Source organism: Acidovorax sp. SUPP950, assembly GCF_030158935.1.
Classification (GTDB): domain Bacteria; phylum Pseudomonadota; class Gammaproteobacteria; order Burkholderiales; family Burkholderiaceae_C; genus Paracidovorax.
In genome coordinates this window covers 622,126-645,585 of sequence record NZ_BQXE01000002.1, presented here as the reverse complement: position 1 = coordinate 645,585, position 23,460 = coordinate 622,126, and the positions used below count along the sequence as shown (strand labels likewise).

Sequence of the window (23,460 nt, the reverse complement as noted above, 5' to 3'; positions counted from 1 at the left end):
CCCGATGACCGCCGCCCCGATCTACGACGCCACCCTGCCCTACCCCCGCGACCTCGTGGGCTACGGGCGCAATCCGCCGCACGCGCGCTGGCCGGGCAACGCCCGCATCGCCGTGCAGTTCGTGCTGAACTACGAGGAAGGCGGCGAGAACGCCGTGCTGCACGGCGATGCCGGCAGCGAGCAGTTCCTGTCGGAAATGTTCAACCCGGCCAGCTACCCCGACCGGCACATCAGCATGGAGGGGATCTACGAATATGGCTCGCGCGCCGGCGTGTGGCGCCTGCTGCGCGAGTTCGAAAAGCGCGGCCTGCCGCTCACCGTGTTCGGCGTGGCGACGGCCTTGCAGCGCCACCCCGACGTCACCGCCGCCTTCATGGAACTGGGCCACGAGATCGCCTGCCACGGTCTCAAGTGGATCCACTACCAGAACGTGCCCGAGGCCGTGGAGCGCGCCCACATGGCCGAGGCCCTGGCCATCTTCGAAGCGCTCACGGGCCAGCGGCACGGCGCTCCCGGCACGCTGCACGGCGCGGGCTGGTACACCGGCCGCGACAGCCCCAACACCCGCCGCCTGGTGGCCGACCACGGCGGCTTCGCCTACGACAGCGACTACTACGGCGACGACCTGCCCTTCTGGATGAAGGTCGCCCGGACCGACGGCAGCACGGCCCGGCAGCTCATCGTGCCCTACACGCTCGACTGCAACGACATGCGCTTCGCGCTGCCCCAGGGCTACTCGCACGCCGACCCGTTCTTCCAGTACATGAAGGACACGTTCGATGCGCTGTATGCCGAGGGCGACCCCGCTGGCGACGACCGTCCGAGGATGATGAGCATCGGCATGCACTGCCGGCTGCTCGGGCGCCCGGGCCGCATCACCGCGCTGCAGCGCTTCCTGGACCACGTGCAGCGGCACGACCACGTGTGGGTGTGCCGCCGCATCGACATCGCACGCCACTGGGCCGAGACCCATCCCTGCCCGGAGTGAACGCCATGCCCCTCACCCTCGAACAACTGAATGCCGCCCCCCCCGAAGAGGCCGCGCACCTGCTGGACGGCCTGTACGAGCATTCGCCGTGGATCGCCGCGCAGGCGCTCGCCGCGCGGCCCTTCCGCTCGCTCGCGCAGTTCAAGCACGCGATGGTGCGCGTGCTGGCCCAGGCGCCGCGCGAGGCGCAGCTGGCCCTGGTGCGCGCCCATCCGGAACTGGCGGGCAAGGCCATGGTGGCGAACGCGCTCACGGCCGAGTCGGCCCGCGAGCAGGGCACGGCCGGCCTCACGCAGTGCACGCCCGACGAGTTCGCGCGCATCCAGCACCTCAACGCCGAGTACAACGCACGCTTCGGCTTCCCGTTCATCCTCGCGGTGCGCGGCCCGCGCGGCACGGGGCTGCCCCGGCAGGACATCATCGACACCTTCGCGCGCCGACTCACCAATCCACCGGACTTCGAACTGGCCGAGGCGCTGCGCAACATCCACCGCATCGCCGAGATCCGCCTGAACGACCTGTTCGGCGTGGCGCCCGCACTGGGCAACGGCATCTGGGACTGGCAGGAAACCCTGGCGCAGCACAGCGACCCAGGCTTTGCCGAGAAGGGCCAGCTCACCGTCACCTACCTGACCGATGCGCACCGCGCCTGCGCGCAGCGCATCAGCCACTGGATGCGCGACTGCGGCTTCGACGAAGTGGCCGTGGACGCGGTGGGCAACGTGGTGGGCCGCTACCACGGCGCCACGCCCGATGCGCCCCTGCTCATGACCGGCAGCCACTACGACACCGTGCGCAACGGCGGCAAGTACGACGGCCGGCTGGGCATCTTCGTGCCCATGGCCTGCGTGCGCGAGCTGCACCGCCAGGGCCGGCGCCTGCCCTTCGGCATCGAGGTGGTGGGCTTTTCGGAGGAGGAAGGCCAGCGCTACAAGGCAACGTTCCTCGGTTCGGGCGCGCTCATCGGCGACTTCGACCCGGCGTGGCTCGACCAGAAGGACGCCGACGGCGTGACCCTGCGCGAGGCCATGCAGCATGCCGGCCTGTGCATCGACGACATTCCGAAGCTGAAGCGCGACCCGGGCCGCTACCTCGGCTTCGTCGAGGTGCACATTGAGCAGGGCCCGGTGCTCAACGAACTGGACCTGCCCCTGGGCGTGGTCACCTCCATCAACGGCAGCGTGCGCTTCGTGGGCGAGATGCACGGCATGGCGAGCCACGCCGGCACCACGCCCATGGACCGGCGCCGCGATGCGGCCGCGGCCGTGGCCGAACTCATCCTCGCGGTGGAGGCGCGTGCCGCGCGCGACGGCGACTCGGTGGGCACCGTGGGCCTGCTGAACGTGCCCGGCGGCTCCATCAACGTGGTGCCGGGGCGCTGCCAGTTCAGCCTGGACCTGCGCGCCCCCACCGATCCCCAGCGCGATTCGCTGGTGGCCGATGTACTGGCTGCGCTGCAGTCCATCGCCGCGCGGCGCGGCATGCACTACACGCTGGAAGAAACCATGCGCGCCGCCGCCGCGCCCAGCGCACCCGCGTGGCAGCAGCGCTGGGAACGCGCGGTGGACGCACTGGGCGTGCCGGTGCACCGCATGCCCAGCGGTGCCGGGCACGACGCCATGAAGCTGCACGAAATCATGCCGCAGGCCATGCTGTTTGTGCGCGGCCTGAACAGCGGCATCAGCCACAACCCCCTGGAAAGCACGACCAGCGACGACATGCAGCTCGCCGTCGACGCCTTCTCCCACCTTCTGAACCAACTGGCCACCGAAACCCCATGAGCAGCACCTACCAATCACTGGACGCCTGGATCGACCAACATTTCGACGAAGAAGTGCGCTTTCTGCAGGCACTGGTGCGCGTGCCCACCGACACGCCGCCCGGCAACAACGCACCGCACGCCGAGCGCACGGCCCAGCTGCTGCAGGCTTTCGGCTACGAGGCCGAGCGCCACCCCGTGCCCGACTCCGAGGTCAAGGCCTACGGCATGGAATCCATCACCAACCTCATCGTGCGCCGGCCGTATGGCGAGGGCGCCACCGCCGCGGGCGGCCGCACCGTGGCGCTCAATGCCCACGGCGACGTGGTGCCGCCCGGCGAAGGCTGGACGCACGACCCCTACGGCGGCGAGATCGTGGACGGCAAGATCTACGGCCGCGCCACCGCGGTGAGCAAGAGCGATTTCGCCAGCTTCACCTTCGCCCTTCGCGCCCTGGAGGCCGTGGCGAAACCGACCAAGGGCGCGGTGGAACTGCACTTCACCTACGACGAAGAGTTCGGCGGCGAACTGGGCCCGGGCTGGCTGCTGCGCCAGGGCCTGACGCGGCCCGATCTGCTGCTGGCCGCCGGCTTCAGCTACGAGGTCGTCACGGCGCACAACGGCTGCCTGCAGATGGAGGTGACCGTGCACGGCAAGATGGCCCATGCCGCCATTCCCCACACCGGCGTGGACGCGCTGCAGGGCGCGGTCGCGATCCTGAACGCCCTCTATGCGCAGAACGCCCGCTACCAGCAGATCACCTCGAAGGTGGATGGCATCGAGCACCCCTACCTGAACGTGGGCCGCATCGAAGGCGGCACCAACACCAACGTGGTCCCGGGCAAGGTCGTGTTCAAGCTCGACCGCCGCATGATCCCCGAGGAAAACCCCGCCGAGGTCGAGGCCGCCATCCGTCAGGTGATCGCCGAGGCCGCCGCGGGCTGCGCCGGCATCACGGTGGACATCAAGCGCCTGCTGCTGGCCAATGCCATGCAGCCGCTGCCGGGCAACGCCCCGCTGGTGGCCGCGCTGCAAAAGCACGGCGAGGCACTCTTCGGCCAGCCGATCCCGGCCATGGGCACGCCGCTGTATACGGATGTGCGCCTGTACGGCGAGGCCGGCATTCCCGGCGTGATCTACGGCGCCGGCCCGCGCACCGTGCTGGAGTCGCACGCCAAGCGCGCCGACGAACGCCTGGACCTGGAAGACCTGCGGCGCGCGACCAAGGTGGTGGCGCGAACGCTGCACGACCTGCTGGGGTGAAGAGAGGACGGCGGCTCGCCGGTCAGGGCATGACGGCGGACGCCGGCAGCCTGGGGCAATCCGTACATTCCGGCGGTACGTTCTCGAAAACGATGTCGCGCCCGACCTGCACTGCATTGACGGGCGGATTCAGCCACCAGTAGAGCTCCCCGTTCATCCAGAGATCCGCCACATTGCTTTCACCAAGAAGGGTTTCAGGCTGGATGCGGTATAGCCGGGCAAATGCAGGCATCTTGAAATCATGGTGGATGAGACTTTGCAGGTACGACGCCTCGTAATACTCGACTCGGTAGACCTTTCGAGGACTGATCGCGGTATGAAACAGGCGGGGTTGCGAACCCTGCCAGAGCCCGCTTACGAGCCCTAAAAATCGCGGTATGAAACAGGCGGGGTTGCGAACCCTGCCAGAGCCCGCTTACGAGCCCTAAAAAAATCGACAGCCAAAAGACTTTTTTCAGGTGGTTGCGGACGATTTGCATACGCTCACCAAGAGAATTTCTGCGGAAAAGGTAGTTTGATTCGATGCACGTTTGAAAGCACCATGAAATCACCGCCCCGGTGATGCTTCTCTCTCCAACGGCGAAAGTCTTGGTTCTGCACGATGTACTTGTAGCGCTGCACGGATGAAGGGGCCTCGTCTACTGTCACTTCTTCAATCGGCACATTCAATCTGGTGCGAATGCCGCATTCCATGCCGTTGAATCCCAGCAACCCAAAGGCTGAGAAATGAAAGATCGGCTGTCATTGAAATCGTACGCATCCCGCAGGTAAAAACCCAATTCGTCGATTTCCACAGTGACCCGCCCCTGCCCTGAAGAAGAGACCATTCCAGACACAGCCACCTTGAGTTGTGCTTCTCCCATCGCCCCATAAAAGTCGTCCATCGGATCGCTCCATTGGCCAAAGACAAGAAAGTTCACCTGGCAAGTATTTTCAAGAACTTTGGCGGGCAGGGCTAAATTCCCGAGACGCCAGCACTGTTGGACAAAAAGCTGGTCCCCGACCCGGCGCTTCAACATTGCCAATCCAGCTGGACTTGCCCAATTGGCTTGCAGCCTTGCCATCGCATCTCTAACACGAGCAAAGCCAAGAGCCCATTGCATGCTCACGAGATCTTCCGCAAGTTGCGAAGAAGGTATTTGAGTCAATCGCTGGCCCTCCGCGCTGGCTTTCACCTCTGGGGTGATTTGATACGCCGCCCCGTTGAACCACCGCTCCATCAAGTTCGACGCCACCGGCCACCCCAGCCGGGACCGCATCACATTCGGAATGTCACGCAGCTGAAAAAGCCGTGTGGCGTACTTGGGCGCGAGCTTGCGCACCAGTTCAGCGCGCAGTGCGGCTTGCGGCACTGTCACGATGTCATTCATGGCTTCACTCCCTTTGTTATTCAAGCCTTCCATTGGCAGGCGCGAATGATAGGCAGGAGATCGGTAAACGCCATCGCCCGCATGGTGATTAATAGTTACCAATCAAAAGCCTGCGGTTCCACGGATCGGTCTCCGAACCGACACCGGCGCTCTTCCGTGGAGCCTGCGCCACACACGGGATAACCCCCAACCCGCCGGGCCGACGAATGTCTACATTTCTTGTATGCAAGATTGGTGAACCAATGTGACGACTCTCGGAGATCCCATGCAACGCTTTTTCCGTTCCCTGTTCGGCCGGGTGGTCCTGGCCCTGATCGCCGGCGTCATCGTCGGTCTGCTGTGGCCCCAGTGGGCGGTGCAGCTCAAGCCCCTGGGCGACGGCTTCATCAAGCTCATCAAGATGCTGATCCCGCTCATCGTGTTCTGCGTGGTGGTGCATGGCATCGCGGGCACGGGGGATCTGAAGCGGGTGGGCCGCGTGGGGATCAAGTCGCTGATCTATTTCGAGGTGGTCACCAGCATCGCGCTGGTCCTGGGGCTGGTGCTGGCCTTCGTGTTCGAGCCGGGGGTGGGCATGAACGTGGACCCGCGGGCGCTGGACGCCTCGGCCATGGGCGCCTATGCCGACAACGCCAACAAGCTGGCGGGGGGCGGCTTCAGCGACTTTTTGCTCAAGCTGATTCCCAACACGGCGATCAGCGCGTTCTCCACGGGCGACGTGCTGCAGGTGCTGCTGTTTTCCATCGTGTTCGGCTGTGCGCTGTCGCTGGTGGGCGAGCGCGGCGCCCGGGTGGTCTCGCTCATCGATGATTTTTCCGCCGTGCTGTTCAAGGCGATGGGCCTGATCATCCAACTCGCACCCCTGGGCGTGCTGGGGGCCATCGCGTTCACGGTGGGCAAGTACGGCATCGGCTCGCTCAAGCAGCTGGGCCTGCTGGTCGCGCTGTTCTATGCGGCGGTGTTCATCTTCGTGGCCGTGGTGCTGGGGCTGATCATGCGGTTTTCGGGCTTCAGCCTGTTCAAGCTGCTGCGCTACCTGCGCGAGGAGCTGGCCGTGGTGTTCGCCACCACGTCGTCCGACAGCGTGCTGCCGCAGGTCATGGCCAAGCTCAAGCACATGGGCATCCGCGACTCGACTGTGGGCCTGGTGATTCCCACAGGCTATTCGTTCAACCTGGACGCGTTCTCGATCTACATCACCCTGGCGGCGGTGTTCATCGCGCAGGCCACGAACACGCCGATTTCCATGGCGGACCTGCTGACGATCCTGGCGATCTCGCTGGTGACCTCCAAGGGCGCGCACGGGGTGCCGGGCTCGGCCATCGTGGTGCTGGCGGCCACGCTGCATGCGATTCCGGCCATTCCCGCGATCGGCCTGGTGCTGGTGCTGTCGGTGGACTGGTTCATGGGCATCGCCCGCGCGGTGGGTAACCTGATCGGCAACTGCGTGGCCACGGTGGCCATCGCCTCGTGGGAAGGCGACATCGACCGGAACCGAGCACATGCCGTGCTGGATGGCAAGGCGCTGGATGCGCCCACGGACGTGTAGTGCGGCTTCCACACACATTCCAGGATGCTGTAAGCACCGGTAACGCAATTACGGTGTAATGCAGGACTTCTTTTTCCGAGGCCGCCATGATCCAGTCTCTGCGCTCCAAGATCCTCGTCATCAGCACCGCCACCGTCGTCTGTGCCCTGGCGGTGACCGGTGCCGCCACCTACTCCATCACCCGCACCAACACGTTCGAGACCATCGAACAGGACCTGAACGCCATCACGGCGGGCAACACGATGGCCATCGACCAGTGGGTGTCCGCCAAGGCGGCCGCCGTGAACGCCACCGCGGCGGTCGTGGAACAGGGCGATCCGCAGGGCTACGTGGCCCTGATGGGCAAGGCCAACGGCTTTCCCATCACCACCGTGGGCTGGGAGGACAAGACCTTCAAGTCCACCACGCAGACCCCCGCGGGCTATGACCCGACGGCGCGCCCCTGGTACAAGGCGGCGGTGCAGGCCGGCAAGCTGGCGGTCACCAAGCCCTATGGCGACTCCACCACCGGCGTGCCCTATGTGGCCTTCGTCGCGCCGCTGCTGCGCAACGGCGCGCTGCAGGGCGTGGTCAACGGCGCCGTGCCGCTGGAGGGCGTGCGCGAAGTGGTCGCCGCCATCCGCCCCACGCCGAGCAGCCTGGGCTTCGTGGTGAACAGCGACGGCCAGATCCTGGCCCACGCGGACGCCAAGCTCAGCCTCAAGCCGGTGACCGAACTCTCGCCCCTGCTCACCCCCGCCGCCATGGCCTCGCTCGCAAGCGCGACGCGGCCGATGGAGGTGGAGCTCAACGGCAGCGCCAAGCTGCTCAAGGCCCGCCCGGTGCAGGGCACCGACTGGTCGCTGATCGTGGCCCTGGACAAGGCCGAGGCCACCACCGGCCTGCGCAGCGTGCTGCAGACGCTGGCCGTGGCCATCGTGCTGCTGGCCGTGCTGGCGGCTGCGGTGGGCGCGATGCTCACCGCCAAGTCGTTCCGCCGCCTGTCGGAGGTGCGCGACGCCATGGACGAGATCGGCTCGGGCGGCGGCGACCTGACGCACCGCCTGCCCGTCTCCGGCAGCGACGAGGTGGCGCAGATCGCCTCGTCGTTCAATGCCTTCGTGGACAAGATTGGCACCGTGCTGCAGGACGTGCGCCACGGCGTCGAATCGATGAAGACGGCCACCGACGAAATCAAGGCCGGCAACCACGACCTGTCCAACCGCACCGAGACCTCGGCCAGCAATCTGCAGGAAACTTCGGCCTCGCTGTCGCAGCTCACCGTCACCGTCAAGCAGTCCGCCGAAGCGGCGGCACAGGCCACGCGCCTGGCCACCTCGGCCAGCGCATCGGCCAGCAAGGGCGGCGAAGTGGTGGCCAGCGCGGTCACCACCATGGACGAGATCTCCAAGGCCTCGTCCAAGATCGGCGAGATCATCGGCGTGATCGACTCCATCGCCTTCCAGACCAATATCCTGGCCCTGAACGCGGCCGTGGAAGCCGCCCGTGCCGGCGAGAACGGCCGGGGCTTCGCGGTGGTGGCGAGCGAGGTGCGCAGCCTGGCGCACCGCAGCGCCACGGCGGCCAAGGAGATCAAGACGCTCATCGACGCCTCGGGCGTGAGCGTGACGACCGGCACCCAGCGCGTGCGCGCGGCGGGCGAGACCATGGGCGAGATCGTGGACAGCATCCAGCGCGTCACGCAGATCATCGGCGAGATCAACAGCTCGATGACCGAGCAGAGCGCCGGCATCGGCCAGATCAATCAGGCCGTCGCCGAGATGGACCGCGCCACGCAGCAGAACGCCGCGCTGGTCGAGGAGTCCACCGCCGCCTCGGGCGTGCTCAACGAGCAGGCGCACAACCTGTCGCGCACCGTGGCCGGCTTCACGCTGGACAAGCACGCCGCAGGCCACGGCGGCGCGGCGCCCCTCGCCCTGCCACGCTGAAAAGCGACGGCCGCCACCGCCCCTTGCCCACCATGAACGGTGCCAGCAGCCAGACCCAGATCGCCCAGCAGGTGGTGGAATCCATCCTGGCGCAAAAGCTCGCCCCCGGCGAGCGGCTGGGCGAGCAGGCGCTGGCCACCCTGTTCGGCGTGAGCCGCACCCTGGTGCGCGAGGCGCTCATGCAACTGCAGGCGCGCGGCTTCGTCGAGGTGCGGCCGCGCCGGGGCTGGTACGTGGTGGAGCCTTCGGTGGAAGACGCCCGTGATGCCTTCTCGGCGCGGCGCATCGTGGAATCCGGCATCCTGGCCGAAGCCGGGCGGCCGCTGCAGGCAGTGGTGCGCCGGCTGCGCCAGCACATCGCGCAGGAGCAGCAGGCCATCGACGATGCGGATGCCGCCACCCGGGCCTTCCTGCTGGCCGACTTCCACGTGTGCCTGGCCGAAGCCCTGGGCCACCGCAGCCTGAGCGGCATCCTGCGTGACCTCACCGCGCGCACCACGCTGGCCGCCTCGCTCTACCAGTCGCGCCACGAGGCCAGCCAGTCGTGCGCCGAGCACGCCGCCATCGTCGAGGCCCTCGAGCGCGGCGATACGGCCCTGGCGCGCGAGCGCATGCTGGCGCACATCGGGCATGTGGAGCAGGCGCTCGATTCGCAGGCGCCCCGCACGCACGACCGCCTGCGCGACTCGCTGGCGCCGCTGCCGGCGCGGGACGGCACGCGGGGCTGATTCGCACGCGCCAGCCCATCGGGCGCGCCACCGGTTCGCCATCCCATCTCCGTTTAGAGGCAGTTCCCCAGGCGGCATGGGCGGCGCGGGCGTAGCATTCGTGCCCCACAGCGACAGACACGACCCGCCACCATGCCCCCAACCGAAGGTCGTGCCCCGTCCGTCGGCCGCTCCCCCCTCGGGCGCCCCAGCGCCCAGCGCGCGCAGGAGCTGCGCCAGATCATTGTCGATGTGGCAGCCGCCCTCATGCTGGAGCACGGCTACGCGGGCACCAGCATGGAAGCCATCGCCACTGCGGCGGGCGTGACGAAGCGCACCATCTACACCCGGTTCGAGTCCAAGGAAAACCTGCTGCGCGAGGTGCTGGCGGCCGCCGCGCTGCCGGCATTGCAGCTCGATTTCCAGTTCGCGCCCGGCCTGCCCCTGCAGGACAAGCTGGTGCGGATCGGCATGGAAATGAATGCCACGCTGCTGCACCCCGGCATGCAGAACTGGCTTCGATTCGCCATCCATGGCATCGCGCTCCACCCGGAGCTGGCCCCGCTGGTCCATGGATTGATCGAGCAATACCTGGCGCTGCTGGCACGGCATCTGGCGGACTTGTTCGCCAGCGAAGCCATGGTGGTGGTGGACCTGCCCACCCTGGCGAAGGTGTTCGCCAGCCTGATCTCGTCGCCGGCGCAGAACCTGGCGGCCTTCGCGATGCATCCCGGATCGCCCGAGGAGCAGGCGCAGCTCATGCACCGGTCCGTGGCGGTGTTCCTGGCCGGCTGCCGCGCCACCTGAGCGCCAGTAGGGTTTCAACATCTCCTCTTGTTGTTGCTTGCTGACAGGCCTGGCCATTAATGAAACCCATCAGTTTCATTTCTGATAGGATTTGAAACCATTGGTTACACAGGCAGTGGCACGGTCCCGCGATGGGTTTCTGCAAGGCTTCGCCATCCGCTCCCACAACGACAAAAGACAACAGCGGCTCTCGACCTTGCTGGCAAGAGGTGCATCACGGCGCCTCTTGAATCAACGCCCCTCCACCCCAGTGCTCACGAGGCACGGGCCATTCCTGCGGCAATCCAATGCGTCGCCAGCGCCACCGCTGGTTTTTGACAATCCAAACGGGCTTCGAAAATGGAATGGTTTAAACGAATGAAGGTCGGCACCAAGCTGATCGCCGGCTTTCTGGCAGTCGCGGCGATCGGCGCGTTGATCGGTACGGCCGGCATCCTGCGATCCAGTGAGATCAATGACCTGGCAGACCTGATGTACGAGCGCGAGATCACCGGCCTGTCCCACGCCACGGAGGCGAACATCCAGTTGATCGGCGCGAGCCGGGCGATCCGCAGTGCGGTGCTGGCGACGACGGAAGACGAGCGGCGCATGCACACGGTTTCCGTGCAGGCACGCCTGAAGACCACGCACGAAGAGCTGGCCAAGGCCAGCAACTTTTTCGTGACCGACGAGGGCAAGGCCCGGGTCCGCGAGACCCAGCAGGCGCTGCAAGCCTACGATGCCGGCCTTCAAGCGGTGCTGGCGCTCCTTCAGACCGAGGAGTTGTCGAACACGCGGGCCTCCGTGATGAAGATCAACGAGGTCCGGTCGATCGCGGACAAGGCCGACGACCTGCTGGGGCAGCTCGTCGATCGCAAGCGAGGCAATGCCAAGGAGTTGAACGACAAGACCACCGAGATCTACCTCCAGGTGCGCCTCATCCTCATCAGCCTCACGATCGGCGGGGTGGTCCTGGGCATCCTGGTCGGCGTCCTGCTCACGCGGGGGCTCACGCGCCAGTTGGGCGGCGAGCCGGGCGATGTGGCCCGGGTGGCCGGTGCCATCGCGCAGGGGGATCTGACCGTCCCCATCGACACCTCCCGCGCTGCTCCGGGCAGCGTGGTGGCGGCCATGCAGACCATGCAGACCTCGCTGCGCGAGGTGGTCGGCACGGTGCGCGCGAGCAGCGGCAACATCGCCGTGGGCGCGACCCAGATCGCCACCGGCAACGCCGACCTGTCGCAACGCACCGAAGAGCAGGCGAGCAACCTGGAGGAAACCGCTGCCTCCATGGAGGAGCTGACCAGCACGGTGATGAGCAGCGCGGACACCGCCAAGCAGGCCGCCCAACTGGCCCAGTCCGCCAGCCAGGCCGCGCAAAAGGGCGGCGAGGTGGTCGGGCAGGTCGTGTCGATGATGGGGGAGATCAACCACTCGTCCCAGCGGATTGCCGACATCATCGGCGTCATCGACGGCATCGCGTTCCAGACCAACATCCTGGCCCTCAATGCCGCCGTCGAGGCGGCCCGGGCCGGCGAGCAGGGCCGCGGTTTCGCGGTGGTGGCCAGCGAGGTCCGCAGCCTCGCCCAAAAGAGCGCCGAAGCCGCCAAGGAGATCAAGACGCTCATCCACGACAGCGTGGACAAGGTGGCCAACGGAAGCCAGCTCGTCAATGCGGCGGGCACCTCCATGGAGGACATCGTCGGGCAGGTCCAGCGCGTCAGCCACCTGATCCAGGAAATCACGTCGGCGACGCAGGAGCAGACCTCGGGCATCAGCCAGATCAACGAAGCCGTGATGCAGCTCGACCAGGTGACGCAGCAGAACGCGGCCCTGGTGGAGGAATCCGCGGCGGCGGCCGACAGCCTCGACCAGCAGGTCAAGCAGCTGGTGGCCGCCGTGGGCGTCTTCAAGCTCGACGAAGCCGCACCCATGCCTTCGGCACCGCCGGCTGCGGCCAGGGCGAATGCCCCGCTCCTGCGCCCGCGCGAGGCGCCTGTGCATCGCAGCCAGCCGGCCCGCGCCCTCCCCCACGCCAGGGCGGCGGCACCACGGCCCGCGCCGGCACGGGCCGTGCCGCGCGCGCTGCCTCCGAAGGACAGCCAGGAAGCGTGGGAAAGCTTCTGAAGCCGTGCGATGGCGGCGCGATGGCGACACCATGGCGACGGGATGCCCGCACCATGGCGGCGCCATCGCGCGGGCCCTTGCGAACGCGTTGCACGCCATGCGCAATCCGCATTGGCAGGGAGGATTTCCGCGCCCCGCTTGGAGTAAGCTCCCTGCGCATTTCTCCCTAGGATCTCCATCCATGACACAACACACACTGTCCGCAGCCGAGCAGGCCCTGCGCGAAGCCGCGCTCGAATACCACCGCAACCCCAGCCGCGGCAAGATTTCGGTCACGCCGACCAAGCCGCTGTCCAACCAGCGCGACCTGTCGCTGGCCTATTCGCCGGGCGTGGCCTACCCCTGCCTGGACATCCAGGCCGACCCGTCGCTGGCGTTCGACTACACGGCGCGCGGCAACCTGGTGGGTGTGATCACCAACGGCACGGCCGTGCTGGGCCTGGGCGACATCGGTCCGCTGGCCGGCAAGCCGGTGATGGAGGGCAAGGGCTGCCTGTTCAAGAAGTTCGCGGGCGTGGACGTGTTCGACATCGAGCTGGCCGAGCGCGATCCCGACAAGCTGGTGGAGATCATCGCGTCGCTGGAGCCCACGCTCGGCGGCATCAACCTGGAAGACATCAAGGCGCCCGAGTGCTTCTACATCGAGCGCGAACTCTCCAAGCGCCTGAACATCCCCGTGTTCCACGATGACCAGCACGGCACGGCCATCATCTCCAGCGCCGCGCTGCTGAACGGCCTGGAACTGGTGGGCAAGGAGATCGGCGCGGTGAAGGTGGCCGTGTCGGGCGCGGGCGCCGCCGCCATCGCCTGCCTGGACGTGATGGTGGGCCTGGGCGTGAAGCGCGAGCACATCTTCGTGGTGGACTCCAAGGGCGTGATCCACGACGGCCGCGCGAACCTCGACGAATCCAAGGCCCGCTACGCGCAAAAGACCGAGGCCCGCACGCTGGCCGACGTGGTCAACGGCGCCGACGTGTTCCTGGGCTGCTCGGCCCCCGGCGTGCTGACGGCCGAGATGGTCAAGACCATGGCCGACAAGCCGATCATCCTGGCCCTGGCCAACCCCGAGCCCGAGATCCGCCCCGAGCTGGCCAAGGCCGTACGCCCCGACTGCATCATCGCCACGGGCCGTTCGGACTATCCGAACCAGGTCAACAACGTGCTGTGCTTTCCGTACATCTTCCGCGGCGCGCTCGACTGCGGCGCGACCAAGATCACGCAGGAGATGAAGCTGGCCTGCGTGCGCGAGATCGCCGACCTCGCCAAGGCCGAGATGAGCGACGAGGTGGCCGCGGCCTATGCGGGCCAGGAGCTGTCCTTCGGCCCCGACTACCTCATCCCCACGCCCTTCGACGTGCGCCTGATCCTGCGCATCGCCCCCGCCGTGGCCAAGGCGGCCGAGGCCTCGGGCGTGGCCACGCGGCCCATCCAGGACTACGCGGCCTACCGCGAAAGCCTCACCCGCTTCGTCTACCAGACCAGCATGTTCATGCGCCCGGTCTTCACCGCCGCCAAGGCCGCCCCCCAGCGCGTGGCCTATGCCGAGGGCGAGGACGACCGCGTGCTGCGCGCGGCGCAGGTGGCGGTCGACGAAGGCCTGGCGCGTCCGATCCTGATCGGCCGCCCCGCCGTCATCGCCACGCGCATCGCGAAGGCCGGCCTGCGGCTGCAGCCGGGCAAGGACGTGGAGATCTGCAACCCCGAGGACGATCCGCGTTTTCGCCAGTACTGGGAGGCCTACCACCAGCTCATGGGCCGCGACGGCATCACGCCCGAGGCCGCCAAGGCCGCGGTGCGCCGCTCCAACACGCTGATCGGCGCGCTCATGGTGCGCCTGGGCGACGCCGACGCGCTGCTGTGCGGGCTGGTGGGCCGCTTCGACCACCACCTGGAGCATGTGCGCCAGGTGATCGGCCTGAAGGAAGGCACGCCGGACTTCGCCACGGTGAACGCGCTCACGCTGGACCAGCACACGCTGTTCATCGCCGACACGTACATCAACGAGGCGCCCGATGCCGAGCAACTGGCCGCGATCGCGCTGATGGCGGCCGAGGAAGTGCAGCGCTTCGGCCTGCCGCCGAAGGTGGCGTTCCTGTCGCACTCCAACTACGGCTCGTCCACGCGCCCCTCGGCCCGCAAGATGCGCGCGGCACGCGACCTGTTCGTGAAGGCGGCGCCTCACATCGAGTGCGACGGCGAACTGCACGGCGACTCGGCCCTGTCGGAGAAGATCCGCCACACCGCGCTGCTGGAAGGCACGCTGTCGGGCTCGGCCAACGTGCTGATCTGCCCCAACCTGGACGCGGCGAACATTCTGTTCAACGTGCTCAAGACCACCGGCAGCCACGGCACCACCATCGGCCCGATCCTGCTGGGTGCCGCGGCATCGGCCCATGTGCTGACGCCCTCCTCCACCGTGCGCCGCGTGGTCAACATGACCGCGCTGGCCGCGGCGAACGCGGCAGCGGCCAAGGCCCGCTGAACGCAAGGGCGCCGCCCGCACCATCCCCGCCCGGGGGATGGTGCGGGCGGCAGGCTCCTGCGCAAGGCACGGCGCCCCATGACCGGCTGACATCCCCGGGATGGAAGATCGATCCCCCGCGCCTCACGCGCGGCGGGGCCTTTGTGCCGGAACATCCAGGCGGTTGTCGATGTGCGAGGCCTCGGCCGCCTCCACGCTCGCCATCTGCACCACCAGATCCACGCCCTGTGTCTTCTGCACCGTGTTGCGCTCGTACGAGCGCAGCGAATAGGGCTGCTTGGCCGCCGGGTCCTTCCACTGCGCCTCGATCGTTTCGGCCAGCGCGGAGACCGCCTGCGGCAGGCCGCTCGGGTGCTGCGCGCACAGCTGCATCGACGAGCGGTAGGCATCGTCGCGCGCGCGGGCCTCGGGCGTCACGATGTAGCGCGCGGCGAAGCTGTGGGTGGGCGCCGCGTGGTCGCGGATGTCGGCCAGCAGGCCATCCAGGCGTTCAGGGTCGGCGCCGGCCTCCACCCATTCTCCGAGCTCCGGCGTCACCGCGTTCATGAAGGCGTCGACCTTCTGGTACTCCGTCTCGACGAACGACATCGGGTGCAGGCGGCCGTCCTCGTACACCGCCTCCCGCCGCTGGAACTGGCCCGCGAGGATGTGCTCCGCGCTCACGCCGGCTTGCACCGCCGCGAGCGCCAGGTCCACCCCGCCGGAAAACGAGGTGCTCGAAGCCACGCTGGCGGACGGGCCGGCCGACACCTTGGCCCCGGCCCCGACCCGCGTGGCATGCCCCGCGATCGACCGCTCCACGCGCATGCGCCCGGTGGCGTCGGCATAGTGCTTGGTGACGTTGCGCTGGGCCTCCACGAAGCCGCCCACGCCGGCGCTCACCTTGGCCCCCCATTTGCCGATCGAACCCATCAGGTCCGCACCCAGCCCATGCCGGCGGCGGCCATCGCCGGCCAGGCCGATGCGGTTGACCGTCAGCTCGGGAAATTCCTGCAGCAGGCGCTGCAGCAGCGGGGTGGCGTCGTCCGCCTGCGCCCCGCCCTCGCTGCCGTCGAGCAACGCGTCCACCAGCGCCGAGAACTCCGCCCGCAGCTCCGGCACCGGCCGGCCGACCCGCGGCAGGCGCAGGGAGATGCCCTGGATTTCGGCCTCTTCCTTGCCGTAGAACACGGTATCGACGTTGACCCCCGCCTTGGCCACACCGATGTCCGGCCCGACGAAGGCGCCGACCCCGATCTGCTTGGAGGCCTGGCGCTGCGATCCCAGCACCAGCTCCATGTCGTAGGGGGGCATGGCGATCTCGAAGACCGCCTGGCGGCCGCGCTGCGCCCGGCCATCGACCCGCCCGCGCAGGAAGAAAGCGCTCGCCACCGCGCTGATCGACGACGTGATCTGCCGCAGCCCCACCCCGACCAGCCCGCCGCTGCTCAGCCGCAGCCGGGAAGAGCCCTCGATGTTGGCGATGATGTCCTTCAGGGCCGAACGCACGGTCTCGCGCGTGATCACCGGCACCCGGGTGTCCCGCCCCTCGGCCTCTTCCTCGGCGCGCACGAGCGCCGTGGAGACGGCCTGCACCCAGGGCGCCTCCTGGGCTGGCGCTCCTTCCTCCGTGGGTTGCGCCGCCTGCGCCCCGTCGCTGCCGCTCGCTGGGCGGACCTCGGCAAACCACGCACTCATCGCCTGCGAATCCAGGCGCAGGTCCGCCAGGGCCTGCAGCTGCTTCGATTGGGCCAGTTGCTCCGCCAAGCCGGATCCGGCATTGCTCGACACCCGGACCGCCAGGCGGGCCGCGATGTCGGCGCGGGCCGCCTCGTCGAAGCCGGCGCGCTCCAGCGGCTGCGGTGCCGGCGTCTGCAGGCAATGCTCCAGCACGGCCGCTCGCAGCAAGCCATCGGGCACCAGCCCGGGGCCCGGCGAGCGCGCGCGTCGCGCAGCGGCGGCCAGCGGCTCCACCAGGGCGGCGGCGGCCTGGCGCAGCGCCGTCTCGCGCGCCAGGCGGTGGCGCGCGATGGCCGGGCCCCGCTCCACGTTCTGCGTTCCGTGCCGCAGGGCCCGGAAAGGCGACTTGCCGACGATCGGGTTGCGCAGCAGGCGCGCGCGCTCGGGCGTGGCGCGCTTGATCCAGCGGCCGGTCTTCATCAGGCGGGCGTTGATGGCGGCGAAGTCCGTTCCCGGCCCGGTCTGGAACAGGTCGTTGCGCACGGCGGTCAAGGCCCACTGGTGGGGCTGGGCCGCGTCCACCTCGCCCGCCATGCGCGCCGCCGCGCAGGCGACGGCCTTGCCGGTCAGCGTGTCCAGAGCCGATTCGCTGGCCAGGATGGCAGCAGGATCACCCCGCTCCGCGTGCTGGGGGGGCATCGCCGTTGCGGCCTTGAGCAGCAGCGTGAAGTCCTGGAGGTGGGCCGCATCCACGGGGCGGGCCACGATGGCCTGGAGCACTTCCAGGCCCGTGGGCGTACCGGCCAGGGCGGCCGCCACCTGCCACACCGCCCGCCGTGCCGCCAAGGTGGCATCGCTCGGCTGGCCGGCATCGGAGCGCCGCGGCGAGCCCGGCAGCGACCGGTCAGGGCCGCCATCCAGCGAAGCCGAGGGCGTGTGATAGACCGAACCCCCTTCCATCGACGAAGCCGATGGCGAGCGCGAACCCGGGGGTGACAAGGGAGCCGGCTCGCCGTCGCCCCCGTGCACGGAGCCTTCGGGCGTGTAGAAGACCAAGGCGGCATCATCGTCCGGCGCACCCGCCCGTTGCTGCCAGGCCGCGGCGATTTCCTGCTGCGGATCGAAATCCTGCAGGCGCTCCAGCGCGTCCAGCGCCAGCCGTGCGTCGCCGCCCGTCCCGGCGGCCAGGGCTTCGGCCAGGATCACGGTGGGCGCGCCAGGAAGCCCCGGAATCGGTGCCATGCGCGAAAAATCCAGGTGATTCAGCCCATGGACCAGGCCCTCCGTCACGCCGAAACCCCGCCGGCCCGGTCCGAACAGCGCATTCGTCAACACGGAGCCGTCGGGCTCGGCGTGCGCCATGGCATCGAGCAGCACATGGGTGGCTTGGGGCAGGACGGCAGCGGCCTGCGCGGCCGCCGGGACGTTGGCGTGGCCAGCGGCCTCATTCCTGTCCGGCAGAACGCCACGCGGCGGCAAGGTCGATGCTGCGGCGCTGGAGCGGCGACGCGCCGGGCCGTCCAGGGGCGGCCGCACCGCGGTACTGGGGATCGATGGGGTCTGCTGTGTCTGGCCCACGGGCGTGTCAACGCTGAAGCGGGCCAGACCGAAGCGGTTCGAGAGTTTGGAGAGCAAAGACATGCGAGCCATCGTCTTGCCTCGCCTGCCGGCTTTTTTTGGAAGTGCCGAAGCACCCGCCCGGGAAGCGAAACCACCACCTGGGGAAAACCCGCATATCGATATACGGAAAACGTTGGCGATCCAGGCCCGGCCACCCTTCAGACGGACCCGTCCCGCGTTTTACCAGGCACCACTGACAATGCCGCCACGTCGCCGTGACCATCTGTCGTGAAGCCGTGGTAGCTGGGGCGCTGCGTCAGCCCTTGTTCGGCCCGGATCGTGTTTTCCGAAGGCTCGGCGCCGGCATGGGCGCCAACGCCGACCGTGCGCAGTTCTGAGGGCAGCAGTGAACGGAAGATCGTCGATTGGCTGACAGGATGCAGGTAAACGGTTTCGTCGGCGGTGCGCGCGGGCCGGATGCCGTGCAGGCTGTCCCGGGCATGAATCAACTCATGTGCCAGCGTGGCGACGTAGTCTGCGGGGCTGGGCTCGCCGTCGCCGGACTCCGGCGTGGGGTACCGCCATGCGACCTCGGGGTCTGTGTAGACCCACACTTCATCCGCACCGGGCGTCTCGCGACCAGGCAAAGGGACCGCCGCCACGAACGGCATGAAGGCACTGGCCCCGGGCCGCTCGCTCAGGTAGGTGTCGATGTCCGAAGGGTTGTGCAAGCCGACACGTTCCTGCGTGGCGTCGTCACGCCGGAACGACCGCGCATGCACTTTGCCATTCTGGGCAGGGGTCAGAACCACCCGCTTGCGCGGAGCCATCGCGGTGATGGCCTCGATCTGCCGCAGCAGCGCACGGCCCGAATCCCGCGAGGCCAGTTGCTGCAACGCGGACTCGTTGCGCCGCACGAACTCGGCGCCCTGCAGCGCGGGGCCGCTTCCATCTCGGGACGCCCTCTCCGATGTGCGGATGAATACGCCAGGAAAGGCACTGGGCTGGATGGGCATGGCTCCGGCTCGCTCAAAAAAAGAAAATTGAAACACCACGGGGTGATACCGGTCACCACGGATGCGAACGCGCCGCCGGAATACCGAACCTGGCTCTGCCCGCCTTTCTTCCGCCTTCCTCCCGCCCTTCGACCGTGCCCGCAGGGGATCCGCCCGCCAGGCACCACTGTGGAGCCCCTCCCGCAGCATGCACCGCATTGGTTCACGCCAGCGCCGCACCACCGGGGTCAGCGCCTGGAACCGGGCATCGATCTTGCTGATCGGGATGCCATCGACCGACATGACCGGAGCCCTGATGCACAAACGTTCCCTTTTGAAAGCCGGGGTGGCCCTGGCCGCCGCCAGCGCGTTCACCCTGGCCCAGGCCGAGACCTTGACGCCCATCAAGTTCCAGCTCGACTGGCGCTTCGAAGGGCCGGCCGCGTTCTTCCTGCTGCCCACGGCCAAGGGCTACTTCAAGGAGGCCGGGCTGAACGTGACGGTGGACGCGGGCAACGGCTCCGGCGGCGCCGTGCAGCGCGTGGCCTCGGGCACCTACGACATGGGCTTCGCCGACCTGGCCGCGGTGATGGAATTCCACGCCAACAACCCCGACGCGCAGAACAAGCCCGTGGCCGTCATGATGGTCTACAACAACACGCCGGCCTCGGTCATGGCGCTCAAGAAGAGCGGCATCGCCAAGCCCGCCGACCTGGCCGGCAAGAAGCTGGGTGCCCCGGTGTTCGACGCCGGCCGCCGCGCCTTCCCCATCTTCGCCAAGGCCAACGGCATCGGCAACGTGCAATGGACCGCCATGGACCCGCCGCTGCGCGAGACCATGCTGGTGCGCGGCGACGTGGACGCCATCACCGGCTTCACCTTCACCTCGCTGCTGAACCTGGAGGCGCGCGGCGCCAAGGCCAGCGACGTGGTGGTGCTGCCGTATGCCGACTTCGGCGTGAAGCTGTACGGCAACGTGATCATCGCCAGCCCCAAGCTGGTCAAGGAGAACCCCGAGGCGATCCGCGCCTTCCTCAAGGCCTTCACCAAAGGCGCGAAGGAGGTCATGGCCAACCCGGGCGCCGCCATCGCCTCCGTGAAGGAGCGCGACGGCATCGTGAACGTGGCCCTGGAAACCCGCCGCCTGCAATTGGCCATCGACACCGTGGTCAACAGCGCCGACGCGCGGGCCGAAGGCTTCGGCCAGGCGAAGCCGCAGCGCCTGGCGCTGATGGCCTCGCAGGTGTCCGACGCCTTCAGCACCAAGTCCCGCGTGAACGCCGAGACGGTGTGGAACGGCAGCTTCCTGCCGCCGGCGGCCGAGCTCAACATCCTCCCCAGGAAGTGATGACACCAGGGGCCGGCCCATGGGGGGTCAGCCCCCCGGCCCGTCCGGGCCTCCCGAGCCCGCCACGCGCCACCCGGCAATTGCTACAAATTTAATAGCAATATGCCCTAGTACCAATTGTGCTGGTGGCCCTTTTCATTCCAAACCCATCTCTCATCCCATGCAGGCCGACGACACCTATTTCGTGGATTTTCGCGATGTCTGGCTCGCCTACAACGAAGAGTTGCTGCGCGCCAACCACTTTGCCGTCGAAGCCATCGACCTGCAGGTGCGCCGCGGCGAGTTCATCGCCATCGTGGGGCCCTCGGGCTGCGGCAAGTCCACTTTCATGAAGCTGACCACCGGGCTGCGCATGCCGTCGATGGGCAAGATCCGCATCGACGGCCAGCCCGTGACCGGCCCGCTCAAGATCTCGGGCATGGCCTTCCAGGCGCCCTCGCTGCTGCCCTGGCGCACCACCGTCGCCAACGTGCTGCTGCCGCTGGAGATCGTCGAGCCGCACCGCAGCCAGTTCAAGGCCCGCCGCAAGGAATACGAGGCCCGCGCGCGCGCCCTGCTGCAGAAGGTGGGCCTGGCCGGCTACGAAGACAAGTTCCCCTGGCAGCTGTCGGGCGGCATGCAGCAGCGTGCCAGCATCTGCCGCGCCCTCATCCACGAGCCCAAGATGCTGCTGCTGGACGAGCCCTTCGGCGCGCTCGACGCCTTCACGCGCGAGGAGCTGTGGTGCATCCTGCGCGACCTGCAGGCCGAGCAGCAGTTCAACGTCATCCTCGTCACGCACGACCTGCGCGAGAGCGTCTTCCTTGCCGACACCGTGTACGTGATGAGCAAGAGCCCCGGCCGCTTCGTGGTCAAGCGCGACATCGAACTGCCGCGCCCGCGCGAGCTGGAACTGACCTACACCAAGGAATTCACCGACATCGTGCTGGAGCTGCGCGGCCACATCGGCGCCCTGCGCAAGACCGGCGGGGAGATCACGCAATGAACGCGCTGAACAAGAAACGGGTGGAGCGCTGGTCGCCCTGGGTTTTGCTGTTCTCGGTGCTGGTGCTGTGGCAGGTGATCTGCTCGGGCCTGGGAGTGTCGGAGTTCATCTTCCCGAGTCCCTGGGCGATCTGGACGCAGTTCGTGGAGTTCAAGTGGATCATCGCGGGCCACGCCTGGCGCACCTTCTGGGTCACCATGGCGGGCTTCGGCATCGCCATCGTGGTGGGGGTGCTGCTGGGCTTCGTCATCGGATCGTCTCGGCTGGCGTATGCCGCCGTCTATCCGCTGATGACCGCCTTCAACGCCCTGCCCAAGGCGGCCTTCGTGCCCATCCTCGTCGTGTGGTTCGGCATCGGCGTGGGGCCGGCCATCCTCACGGCTTTTCTCATCAGCTTCTTTCCAATCATGGTCAACATCGCCACGGGCCTGGCCACGCTGGAGCCCGAACTGGAAGACGTGCTGCGCGTGCTGGGCGCCAAGCGCTGGGACGTGCTCACCAAGGTCGGCCTGCCCCGCTCCCTGCCGTACTTCTACGGCTCGCTCAAGGTGGCGATCACCCTCGCCTTCGTGGGCACCACCGTGTCGGAGATGACCGCCGCCAACGAGGGCATCGGCTACCTGCTGATCTCCGCCGGCTCGTCCATGCAGATGGGCCTGGCCTTCGCCGGCCTGATGGTGGTGGGCGCCATGGCGATGGTGATGTACGAGCTGTTCAGCGTGCTGGAAAAGCACACCACGGGCTGGGCGCACCGGGGGTCGCAAGGGGAGTAGGCAGCCGGGTCGCAACGGCAGACACCGCCCGCCGTTCCATGGGATCGCGGTTCAGGCCCCCAGGACCGCCGAAGCGCGGGCCGGTGCGTGCAGCGTCACCCGGGCCAGTTGCCAATCAACGAGGCTGAACACCGCCTGCACCACCATCCCCGAGGCCACGCGCCAGTAGTAAGAGCGCAATTCTTCGCTTTCGGAAACCTTTGCGGGAGGGTGCTTTGCCTTCGCGATGGCAATGTCGGGCCGGTCGCCAAAGTGCAGGCCAAAGGGCAGATCGCCACAATAGCCCAACGAGCGCAGGTCGCCCCGGCGTTTGTAGGTGATGGCCGAAACGATCTTTTTGGGCAACGCGTGCGCGTGGCCCAGCGCCTCGGGCAGCTCCTTGAAGTAGATGACGATGCCGTGCGATCTGGCACGTCCATTCATTTCCTCAGGGCAGCCGATGTCCTCATCGATTTCATCATTCAGGCCCAGACCAGCGAGAAAATCCTGAACCTCCGGCGCATCCGAGGAGCGCCCCAGTTGTGGCAGGCCCGGCATGGAGGCATCGGTATCGGGAGCAACCTCCAACATCCGCGGGTTCAGCATGACATCGTCGAAAACGTTCTTGCGACGGATGTGAACATGGGCCAGTGGCGGGTCTTGCTCCTTCTCCGGGAACCCGAAATTCAGCACCCAATCGCCCAAGGCGAACAGATCGGTGGAGGTTTCGTAAACGGATCGGCGGGCCAGCGGCGGCCCCAATGCCGCATAGGCGGTATCCGATCTGCGGGTGTGCATGCCCACGTCCCGGAAAACCACGCCCTCGAAGCCCTGGTAGATCTGAACGCCTTTGGCAAAGAACGCGATCTGCGCCAGAACGAACGGGGCTTCAACACCGCAAGGGGTGCGATGGACCAGATCATGGTCTTCGCGCGGCTGGAAGATCAGGCAAAACCCATGGCGCTCGGACTGGACCACCAGGGACTCCTTGGACCGGCGTGCCAGTTCGTATTCCACATCCGTGTCGCCATCGTCTTCCACCGCGCCTTCGTCTTCCAACTGGGCCGGGGTCATGGGGCGGTCATGGATGCGCTTGTGAACGAGAAACGCCTCCAGCCGAGGGTCTTCGCAAGAGCAGCCCAGGCATTCGACCAACGCCAGGACGTCGCCGTTGAGATCCGCCACTCCGGGTTCCACGCCGA

General features: G+C 67.7%; 18 protein-coding genes. 12 read left to right on the top strand and 6 right to left on the bottom strand.

The annotated features are described in order from the left end of the window. Positions 1-4 precede the first annotated feature (4 nt). Genes puuE through AVME950_RS12035 form a run of 3 tightly spaced genes read left to right on the top strand, consistent with a single transcriptional unit; the run spans position 5 to position 4,010 of the window. Positions 5-988: an allantoinase PuuE gene (puuE, locus tag AVME950_RS12045; RefSeq protein WP_284411150.1), complete on the top strand. Its 984-nt coding sequence runs from the start codon at positions 5-7 to the stop codon at positions 986-988. Between the two features lie 5 nt (positions 989-993). After that, positions 994-2,769, top strand: a complete 1,776-nt coding sequence (gene uraD, locus AVME950_RS12040; protein ID WP_284430001.1) for a 2-oxo-4-hydroxy-4-carboxy-5-ureidoimidazoline decarboxylase — start codon at positions 994-996, stop codon at positions 2,767-2,769. Further along, complete coding sequence (locus AVME950_RS12035; protein ID WP_284430000.1) at positions 2,766-4,010, top strand: M20 family metallopeptidase; 1,245 nt, start codon at positions 2,766-2,768, stop codon at positions 4,008-4,010. The genes uraD and AVME950_RS12035 overlap by 4 nt, the downstream gene beginning before the upstream one ends. A 22-nt stretch (positions 4,011-4,032) precedes the next feature. Here the strand turns inward: AVME950_RS12035 and AVME950_RS12030 are convergent, their stop codons facing one another. The 3 genes from AVME950_RS12030 to AVME950_RS12025 all read right to left on the bottom strand — a co-directional run bounded on the left by AVME950_RS12030 (position 4,033) and on the right by AVME950_RS12025 (position 5,380). Then, the gene (locus AVME950_RS12030) at positions 4,033-4,242 is read right to left on the bottom strand and encodes a hypothetical protein (protein ID WP_349817235.1); all 210 of its coding nucleotides are present in this window, start codon (positions 4,240-4,242) and stop codon (positions 4,033-4,035) included. Between the two features lie 251 nt (positions 4,243-4,493). Beyond that, on the bottom strand, positions 4,494-4,631 hold the full coding sequence (locus AVME950_RS24320) for a DUF6402 family protein (protein ID WP_349817234.1): 138 nt from the start codon (positions 4,629-4,631) through the stop codon (positions 4,494-4,496). A gap of 44 nt (positions 4,632-4,675) precedes the next feature. After that, complete coding sequence (locus tag AVME950_RS12025; protein ID WP_349817233.1) at positions 4,676-5,380, bottom strand: DUF6402 family protein; 705 nt, start codon at positions 5,378-5,380, stop codon at positions 4,676-4,678. 265 nt (positions 5,381-5,645) lie between these two features. Here AVME950_RS12025 and AVME950_RS12020 point away from each other — a divergent pair, with 265 nt between their 5' ends. The 6 genes from AVME950_RS12020 to AVME950_RS11995 all read left to right on the top strand — a co-directional run bounded on the left by AVME950_RS12020 (position 5,646) and on the right by AVME950_RS11995 (position 14,959). After that, positions 5,646-6,929 carry a C4-dicarboxylate transporter DctA gene (locus AVME950_RS12020; protein ID WP_284426197.1) on the top strand — a complete coding sequence of 428 codons (1,284 nt, stop codon included), beginning with the start codon at positions 5,646-5,648 and terminating at the stop codon, positions 6,927-6,929. An 86-nt stretch (positions 6,930-7,015) separates the two neighbouring features. Further along, positions 7,016-8,857, top strand: coding sequence for a methyl-accepting chemotaxis protein (locus AVME950_RS12015; protein ID WP_284429999.1), 1,842 nt, complete (start codon positions 7,016-7,018; stop codon positions 8,855-8,857). Positions 8,858-8,889: 32 nt separating this feature from the next. Continuing rightward, the gene (locus tag AVME950_RS12010) at positions 8,890-9,585 is read left to right on the top strand and encodes a GntR family transcriptional regulator (protein WP_272567760.1); all 696 of its coding nucleotides are present in this window, start codon (positions 8,890-8,892) and stop codon (positions 9,583-9,585) included. 132 nt (positions 9,586-9,717) lie between these two features. Continuing rightward, positions 9,718-10,371: a TetR/AcrR family transcriptional regulator gene (locus AVME950_RS12005; RefSeq protein ID WP_284429998.1), complete on the top strand. Its 654-nt coding sequence runs from the start codon at positions 9,718-9,720 to the stop codon at positions 10,369-10,371. A gap of 357 nt (positions 10,372-10,728) precedes the next feature. Beyond that, positions 10,729-12,477 carry a methyl-accepting chemotaxis protein gene (locus tag AVME950_RS12000; protein ID WP_284429997.1) on the top strand — a complete coding sequence of 583 codons (1,749 nt, stop codon included), beginning with the start codon at positions 10,729-10,731 and terminating at the stop codon, positions 12,475-12,477. Between the two features lie 181 nt (positions 12,478-12,658). Next, the gene (locus tag AVME950_RS11995) at positions 12,659-14,959 is read left to right on the top strand and encodes an NADP-dependent malic enzyme (RefSeq protein WP_284411130.1); all 2,301 of its coding nucleotides are present in this window, start codon (positions 12,659-12,661) and stop codon (positions 14,957-14,959) included. 123 nt (positions 14,960-15,082) lie between these two features. On the opposite strand, the gene AVME950_RS11990 is transcribed toward AVME950_RS11995, so the two are convergent. Continuing rightward, a complete protein-coding gene (locus tag AVME950_RS11990) occupies positions 15,083-18,259 on the bottom strand; it encodes an amino acid adenylation domain-containing protein (RefSeq protein WP_284429996.1) in 3,177 nt (1,058 codons plus the stop codon). A gap of 137 nt (positions 18,260-18,396) precedes the next feature. Further along, the gene (locus AVME950_RS11985) at positions 18,397-19,476 is read right to left on the bottom strand and encodes a M91 family zinc metallopeptidase (protein ID WP_284429995.1); all 1,080 of its coding nucleotides are present in this window, start codon (positions 19,474-19,476) and stop codon (positions 18,397-18,399) included. A 13-nt stretch (positions 19,477-19,489) separates the two neighbouring features. Between AVME950_RS11985 and AVME950_RS11980 the strand changes: the two genes are divergently transcribed. The 3 genes from AVME950_RS11980 to AVME950_RS11970 all read left to right on the top strand — a co-directional run bounded on the left by AVME950_RS11980 (position 19,490) and on the right by AVME950_RS11970 (position 22,279). Continuing rightward, positions 19,490-20,521 carry an ABC transporter substrate-binding protein gene (locus tag AVME950_RS11980; protein ID WP_284429994.1) on the top strand — a complete coding sequence of 344 codons (1,032 nt, stop codon included), beginning with the start codon at positions 19,490-19,492 and terminating at the stop codon, positions 20,519-20,521. A gap of 160 nt (positions 20,522-20,681) precedes the next feature. After that, positions 20,682-21,506 carry an ABC transporter ATP-binding protein gene (locus tag AVME950_RS11975; protein WP_284429993.1) on the top strand — a complete coding sequence of 275 codons (825 nt, stop codon included), beginning with the start codon at positions 20,682-20,684 and terminating at the stop codon, positions 21,504-21,506. Next, positions 21,503-22,279 carry an ABC transporter permease gene (locus AVME950_RS11970; RefSeq protein ID WP_284429992.1) on the top strand — a complete coding sequence of 259 codons (777 nt, stop codon included), beginning with the start codon at positions 21,503-21,505 and terminating at the stop codon, positions 22,277-22,279. Before AVME950_RS11975 ends, AVME950_RS11970 begins: the two co-directional genes overlap by 4 nt. Before the next feature lie 51 nt (positions 22,280-22,330). On the opposite strand, the gene AVME950_RS11965 is transcribed toward AVME950_RS11970, so the two are convergent. Beyond that, positions 22,331-23,443, bottom strand: coding sequence for a hypothetical protein (locus tag AVME950_RS11965; RefSeq protein ID WP_284429991.1), 1,113 nt, complete (start codon positions 23,441-23,443; stop codon positions 22,331-22,333). Positions 23,444-23,460 lie beyond the last annotated feature (17 nt).

Bases quoted from the DNA above. Each gene is read 5' to 3' on its own strand.
- AVME950_RS12025 (WP_349817233.1), bottom strand. From the start codon at position 5,380: ATGAATGACATCGTGACAGTGCCGCAAGCCGCACTGCGCGCTGAACTG.
- puuE (WP_284411150.1), top strand. From the start codon at position 5: ATGACCGCCGCCCCGATCTACGACGCCACCCTGCCCTACCCCCGCGAC.
- AVME950_RS12030 (WP_349817235.1), bottom strand. From the start codon at position 4,242: ATGCCTGCATTTGCCCGGCTATACCGCATCCAGCCTGAAACCCTTCTT.
- AVME950_RS11980 (WP_284429994.1), top strand. From the start codon at position 19,490: ATGCACAAACGTTCCCTTTTGAAAGCCGGGGTGGCCCTGGCCGCCGCC.
- AVME950_RS12020 (WP_284426197.1), top strand. From the start codon at position 5,646: ATGCAACGCTTTTTCCGTTCCCTGTTCGGCCGGGTGGTCCTGGCCCTG.
- AVME950_RS11995 (WP_284411130.1), top strand. From the start codon at position 12,659: ATGACACAACACACACTGTCCGCAGCCGAGCAGGCCCTGCGCGAAGCC.
- AVME950_RS11985 (WP_284429995.1), bottom strand. From the start codon at position 19,476: ATGTCGGTCGATGGCATCCCGATCAGCAAGATCGATGCCCGGTTCCAG.
- AVME950_RS11970 (WP_284429992.1), top strand. From the start codon at position 21,503: ATGAACGCGCTGAACAAGAAACGGGTGGAGCGCTGGTCGCCCTGGGTT.
- AVME950_RS12035 (WP_284430000.1), top strand. From the start codon at position 2,766: ATGAGCAGCACCTACCAATCACTGGACGCCTGGATCGACCAACATTTC.
- AVME950_RS12000 (WP_284429997.1), top strand. From the start codon at position 10,729: ATGAAGGTCGGCACCAAGCTGATCGCCGGCTTTCTGGCAGTCGCGGCG.
- AVME950_RS12010 (WP_272567760.1), top strand. From the start codon at position 8,890: ATGAACGGTGCCAGCAGCCAGACCCAGATCGCCCAGCAGGTGGTGGAA.
- AVME950_RS12015 (WP_284429999.1), top strand. From the start codon at position 7,016: ATGATCCAGTCTCTGCGCTCCAAGATCCTCGTCATCAGCACCGCCACC.
- AVME950_RS11990 (WP_284429996.1), bottom strand. From the start codon at position 18,259: ATGTCTTTGCTCTCCAAACTCTCGAACCGCTTCGGTCTGGCCCGCTTC.
- AVME950_RS11975 (WP_284429993.1), top strand. From the start codon at position 20,682: ATGCAGGCCGACGACACCTATTTCGTGGATTTTCGCGATGTCTGGCTC.
- uraD (WP_284430001.1), top strand. From the start codon at position 994: ATGCCCCTCACCCTCGAACAACTGAATGCCGCCCCCCCCGAAGAGGCC.
- AVME950_RS12005 (WP_284429998.1), top strand. From the start codon at position 9,718: ATGCCCCCAACCGAAGGTCGTGCCCCGTCCGTCGGCCGCTCCCCCCTC.